Source organism: Nostoc sp. CHAB 5715 (genome assembly GCF_020829685.1).
GTDB lineage: Bacteria > Cyanobacteriota > Cyanobacteriia > Cyanobacteriales > Nostocaceae > Nostoc.
The window spans coordinates 1-5763 of the sequence record NZ_JAIVFR010000459.1; the positions used below are offsets into that span (position 1 = coordinate 1).

Genomic DNA, 5763 nt, shown 5'->3' on the forward strand with positions numbered 1-5763 from the left:
ATTGGTAGTTTGATTGACTCTCATCCTGGAATTCATGGGGGAACTGCTTTGATTGCAGGCACAGGAGTTACCGTTCGTCGAATTGCAATTTGGCATAACGCGGGTCATAGCATAGAAGAAATTGCTCATGAAATAGAGCATTTAAACTTGGCGCAGGTTTATGCGGCATTAACCCATTACTACGCCAACAAAAATGAAATCGATGTGGACATTGCAGCAGATGAAGCTGAATATGATCGCCTCATAGCCTTGCACAAATCTAGTAAATAATCGTGAGTCAAATTCGTCTGTATACCGATGAGGATTCTAACCGTCGAGCAATTGTGCAAGCTTTAAGAGAGAGGGGTATAGACGTAATGACGAGCTTGGAAGCAAATCGATTAAGATACGCCGATGAGGAGCAGCTTATATGGGCGACGGAGCAAGGTAGGGTGATATATAGCGGCAATGTGCGAGACTTTTACCGTTTGCACACCGAGTTTGTCACACGCGGACAACCTCATGCAGGTATACTGCTGATGCAGCAACAGCGGTTTTCAGTAGGTGAGCAGGTACGTGGAATCTTGGAGCTGTTGGCGACAAAATCAGCCGAGCAGATGCACAATCAAGTTGAATTTCTCAGTGATTGGCTTGATTGAAGTGCCAAAGGCTTGCAGAATGTTGATTTGGAAGTTGAAGTTAAAATATCATTAACATTACAATTCTCAATTGCTTCCTGAATTTCTGTGGGAATATTAGATAAGAAATTATACCTAAATTACACATTAAAGTCTTAAAGGAGATTGTCGATGCAGCTTCTCGAATGTCCTCCTGTTGCAGTCATTGCTGGAGAAAATGCGGTTCACGTTTCTCAACTACCTTCTACATGGCAAGACATTGCTAGAGGAACCACGAGTGTCGGACTTTCTCATCCCCAAAGCTATGTTGAGATGGCACAGTTGTTCTTATATAAATTAGAGCATGGTGATGTTGACTTGTTTAGCGATCGCCCCCAACTAGCTCACTTGATACCGTCATTTTCCCAGCTATTTGCACAATTGGCATGGGAAACCCTAGAATTTTTTGGGCAAGACTTTCTCAAACACAGCTATCCGAACTTTGAAAAAATTCTCCAGGATGTGCAGTCAAAGGGTGCAAAGTATGCTGATGAAGTAAAAGTCGCTCGCATTGGTATAGATTTATTCAACGAGTTTGGTTATGAACTACCTGCCAGCTTCTATCATGTGCATCTAGCACCAATTTACCGCGATCATGTTTTTGAAGAACGCGCCTTACGATTTGATCAGCGCGATATTGAACACAAACGTGCTTGGGATGCCATACTCCATGCAGGTAAAGTATTTGCGATTCAGATGAAAGTGCAAAGTATTGCCTCCAAATACGGTTTTACTTATCAACACGGCTGTGGTTGCAACTCTCACCTATCTTCCATTGATGTATCTCGTGGCGCGTTTGAATATGAATTGAGTCTTGAAAAGCGCCAGCGATGGATTCGCAGTTTTATCTGGACTGCTTGGTATGAGTATGCTTTCTTTGCGATCGTGCCAAATACGAGTTATTTAGTTTAAAGGGAAATGAGCAGAGGGAGAAATTACTCCCTCATTCTTATTTAGGACTTACGCAAAAAGTGCTAAAAAGCTTAATTTATCGAACCGCCAAGAACGCCAAGAACGCCAAGAATCGTAGAGTTTGCGTAAGTCCTATTATTTACTCAGGACTTACGCAAAGGCAACGTACTTTCGTCATTGCAAACGTTGCGAAGCAATCTCGTCAAGACTGGGATTGCAACGCTTGACTGCGTTCCACTCGCAATGACTAATCATCGCTGCGTAAGTCCTGTTACTGCCAAACGTAGATTAGGATAAACAAAATAATCCAGATAACATCGACGAAGTGCCAAAATAACGAGGTTGCGTTGACGCCGAAGTGACTTGTGTCGTAGTTGCCAGGTATGAACGATCGCACTAAAATAATCAACTGCAACAGAATACCTGTGAAAACGTGCAAACCGTGGAAACCTGTTAGCAGGTAAAACGTCCCACCAAATACCCCTGATGTGAAGCCAAAAGCGAGGCTGTTCCATTCAATCGCTTGTCCAACCAAAAAGTAAGTTCCCATCGCCATTGTTGTCAAGAGAAATAGGCGAAATTTCACTAAGTCATGGCGTTGAAGGGCGCGTTCTGCTAAGTAAATTACAAAGCTACTGGCGACAAGAATTATTGTGTTGATTGTCGGTTCTTTTACTTCTAGCCCGGAAACACCAGCTGGTAGCCAGTTAGGGGTTGTTGTTTTGTAGATGGCATATCCGGCGAAAAAACTCAAGAAAATGACGCTTTCAGACAGTAGGAAGATGATGAAGCCAAACATCTTGTTGCCTTCTTCGTCGTGTGTATGTTCTGCGGCTGTGTGGTGCAATTCATTTGAATTGATATAACTGTCCATTGGTGGAGTTTTGCTTTTAGCTTGAGGGTTGAATTTAAAACGCAAAGGAAACGTAGCTCGTTGTGCTACGGTGTACACACAAGTCTTTTGACCTTACCTTTATTGCATCGACTTGCAAGTTTGTTGTATCGACTTGCAAGTTTGTTGTATCGACTTACAAGTTTGTTGTATCGACTTACAAGTTTGTTGTATCGACTTACAAGTTTGTTGTATCGACTTACAAGTTTGTTGTATCGACTTGCAAGTTTGTTGTATCGACCTGCAAGTTTGTTGTATCGACTTGCACCTTTGTTGTATCGACCTGCAAAAATTAACTTACCCTAAGTTACGGAGTAACTCTAAAAGATTTGTGTGTACACAGTAGGATAGCCTGCAATACCGTTCAGTTAAGCTTTTTTCTCCCCCCCTGCCTCCCCTGCATCCCCTGCTCCCCCTGCCTGCCTTAACAGATAAATTTCCTTAACTGAACCGTATTGGGATAGCCTGGGTTAGTCTGAGAGGTTAGCTGTCAAAGGTTCAGATTTGCCGTAGCCGTAGGGTTCGGAGATGATGATGGGGATTTCTTCAAAGTTTTCTACTGGGGGCGGTGAAGAAACCATCCACTCTAGTCCAATTGCCCGCCAAGGATTATTAGGTGCTTTCTCGCCTTGCATCCAAGAAATCACCATGTTGAATATGAAGGGTAAGGTGGACATTCCTAAGAGAAATCCGCCCAGGCTAGCGATGATATTCCAGAATTGATACTCTGGGGCGTAGGAAGCAACTCGGCGTAACATCCCTTGTAATCCCAAGGGGTGCATGGGCAAAAAGTTGAGGTTGGTGCCGATGAAGGCTAACCAGAAGTGGATTTTACCCCAGCTTTCGGAGTACATCCGCCCAGTCATTTTGGGAAACCAGTGGTAGATGGCAGCATACAAGCCCATTGTCACGGTGCCGTAGAGGACGTAGTGGAAGTGTCCCACCACAAAGTAGGTATTGTTAACGTGGACATCAACCGGTACGGAGGAAAGCATGATGCCTGTGATTCCTGCGAACACAAACATGATCAATGCACCTAGAGCGAACAGCATCGGTGTATGTACTCGCAGTTTACCTCCCCAAATAGTTGCTACCCAAGCAAATACTTTAATTCCTGTGGGGACAGATACAAACATCGTCGTCAGCATGAAAATCAACCGCATCCAGCCTGATGTACCACTGACGTACATGTGGTGTACCCAAACAATACCACTGACTACCGCAATCAAAATGGATGAAACGGCAACAACTTTGTAACCAAATAGAGGTTTACGCGAATAAACCGGAAAGATTTCTGAGAAAATCGCAAAGACAGGCAAAATAATCACGTAAACGGCGGGGTGGGAGTAGAACCAGAAGTAATGCTGGAACATAACTGGATTCCCACCCTTGCTAGGGTCAAAAAAAGCAGTGCCAACTGTGAGGTCAAGTAGCAGCATCACTGCACCTGCTGTCAATGCAGGTAGTCCGAATAGTTGGATAATCTGGGCGCTAAACACTCCCCAGACAAACAAGGGCATCCGAAAAAAGCCCATTCCTGGGGCCCGCATCTTCACGATTGTGGTGACAAAGTTCACTGCCCCCATAATTGAGGATACGCCGGATATTGCCACCGCTAACAGCCAGAGAACTTGACCATTAATCAAGTTACCTGTGGGATTCTGGAGACTAACTGGTGGGTAAGACCACCAACCGGCTTGGGCTGGGCCACCAGGGACGAAGAAGCTACCCATCATCAAAATCCCAACTACTGGCACCATCCAAAAGGCGACGGCGTTGAGGCGAGGAAATGCCATATCTCGCGCCCCAATCATCAATGGCACTAAATAGTTGGCAAAACCAACCAGTGAGGGAAATGTCCACAAAAACAGCATCACAGTGCCGTGCATGGTGAACATACCGTTATAGACGGTGCGATCGACTAAATCGGATTCGGGTGTTAGCAGTTCTCCCCGCATCACCATCGCAAAGATACCGCCGATGAGAAAGAAGAAGAAGGAGGTAACGAGATACTGGATACCAATAACTTTATGGTCAGTACTAAAGCTGAAGTATTCTTTCCAGTTACTCGGAGATTCGTGGTTAGGCTTCTCATTAGGGAGAAGAATACCTTCAATAGGAACATTAGTCATGGTTACTTTCCTTTCAACCAGGTGAATTGACTAGAGGAGGTGCAGCAGGTGGAACTGTAACCCAACCAGTTTGGACTGATTGATTGGATGTTTGGGCATACTCAGAAGCTGCCTGATTATTTGCTAGGGATGGCTTTTGGGTTGCAGCTTGTGCTAGCCACTGCTGATAATCTTCAGGAGATTCGACAACCACATTCGCCTGCATCGTCGCAAAGTATGTGCCGCTATATTGGGAATCGGTCAATCGGTATTGACCAGGGCGGATGGGAGTAAATTCAAAGTCGATCGCATGGTTGGGAATAATATCCTGCTTGAGGCGAAATGCAGGTATATAGAAGCCGTGGAGTACGTCTTGTGATCGCAGCGCTAAACGCACCCGGCGATCGCTAGGTAAATGCAATTCGGTACTGGTAATATCTCTTTCTGGGTAATGAAAAACCCACGCCCACTGTTTAGCTAGTACGTCGATTTTTTCTACAGGTTCTGCTAAAGCCTTAGCTGGTGCTGCATAACCTGATTCCATTCCCAATGGATTATGCAGGTGAACTAATTCCGATGGGCCTTGAATCCCCATTTGTTCGTAAACTTGGTAACTGTAACCCGCAATCCAAAACACTAACAGTATTGGGATTGCTGTCCAGACAACTTCTAAGGTGATATTACCTTCAATTGGTGGGCCGTCGGTGAAGTCATCTTTGACTGCCCGATGGAAAATAACAGAATACATCAGAGTACTTGTTACTCCCAAGAAGATGAACGCACCGAGGGTTACTAAGAAGCTAATCAAATCATCAATTAATTGAGATTCGGCTGCTGCTTGGGGGGGAAGCCAGGAGTAAGCCTGCTTCCCGATCCAGAGACTGGTAAGAGTCACTGCGATCGCGCCTGTCAGCAGCGTCAAAATATTTAAAATCTTCTGGATTTTCATCATTGGTCATTGGTTATTGGGCATGGGGCATGGGGCATTGGGCATGGGGCATTGGGCATTGGTCGATGGTTAGTAACTTTAAACAATTGACAAATGACTTATTTGAGTGTTGTGTTGAGTCGGTGGTATTTTGTTGATAACTTCAAAGCCGATAAAAGATGCTAAAACAAATACAAACAAAGCAGCAAGTAATGCCTCTGTCATGAAATCAAAACTCCTTGTGTAAATGGGAATGGGGCATGG

At 44.7% G+C, this 5763-nt stretch carries 6 protein-coding genes and 1 pseudogene; 3 read left to right on the plus strand and 4 right to left on the minus strand.

The window, feature by feature from the left end:
• From LC574_RS23065 to LC574_RS23075, 3 genes are all read left to right on the plus strand, one after another.
• Nucleotides 1–270, plus strand: a 270-nt coding sequence (locus tag LC574_RS23065; RefSeq protein ID WP_229455897.1) for a DUF433 domain-containing protein, incomplete at its 5' end; no start/stop codon positions are given.
• Nucleotides 271–272: 2 nt separating this feature from the next.
• Nucleotides 273–638 (plus strand): DUF5615 family PIN-like protein, encoded by a 366-nt coding sequence (locus tag LC574_RS23070; protein ID WP_229455899.1) that lies wholly within the window; start codon nt 273–275, stop codon nt 636–638.
• A 150-nt stretch (nt 639–788) separates the two neighbouring features.
• Complete coding sequence (locus LC574_RS23075; protein ID WP_229455900.1) at nt 789–1568, plus strand: hypothetical protein; 780 nt, start codon at nt 789–791, stop codon at nt 1566–1568.
• 271 nt (nt 1569–1839) lie between these two features.
• On the opposite strand, the gene LC574_RS23080 is transcribed toward LC574_RS23075, so the two are convergent.
• The 4 genes and pseudogenes from LC574_RS23080 to LC574_RS23095 form a co-directional block, all read right to left on the minus strand.
• Nucleotides 1840–2442 (minus strand): heme-copper oxidase subunit III, encoded by a 603-nt coding sequence (locus LC574_RS23080; RefSeq protein WP_229455904.1) that lies wholly within the window; start codon nt 2440–2442, stop codon nt 1840–1842.
• 488 nt (nt 2443–2930) lie between these two features.
• A complete protein-coding gene (gene ctaD, locus LC574_RS23085) occupies nt 2931–4592 on the minus strand; it encodes a cytochrome c oxidase subunit I (protein ID WP_229455902.1) in 1662 nt (553 codons plus the stop codon).
• A 13-nt stretch (nt 4593–4605) separates the two neighbouring features.
• Nucleotides 4606–5520, minus strand: a complete 915-nt coding sequence (locus LC574_RS23090; protein ID WP_229455906.1) for a cytochrome c oxidase subunit II — start codon at nt 5518–5520, stop codon at nt 4606–4608.
• A 111-nt stretch (nt 5521–5631) separates the two neighbouring features.
• Nucleotides 5632–5724: pseudogene (locus LC574_RS23095) on the minus strand (NAD(P) transhydrogenase subunit alpha); the annotation flags it as partial.
• Between the last annotated feature and the right edge of the window lie 39 nt (nt 5725–5763).

Bases quoted from the DNA above. Each gene is read 5' to 3' on its own strand.
- LC574_RS23090 (WP_229455906.1), bottom strand. From the start codon at position 5,520: ATGAAAATCCAGAAGATTTTAAATATTTTGACGCTGCTGACAGGCGCG.
- LC574_RS23080 (WP_229455904.1), bottom strand. From the start codon at position 2,442: ATGGACAGTTATATCAATTCAAATGAATTGCACCACACAGCCGCAGAA.
- LC574_RS23075 (WP_229455900.1), top strand. From the start codon at position 789: ATGCAGCTTCTCGAATGTCCTCCTGTTGCAGTCATTGCTGGAGAAAAT.
- ctaD (WP_229455902.1), bottom strand. From the start codon at position 4,592: ATGACTAATGTTCCTATTGAAGGTATTCTTCTCCCTAATGAGAAGCCT.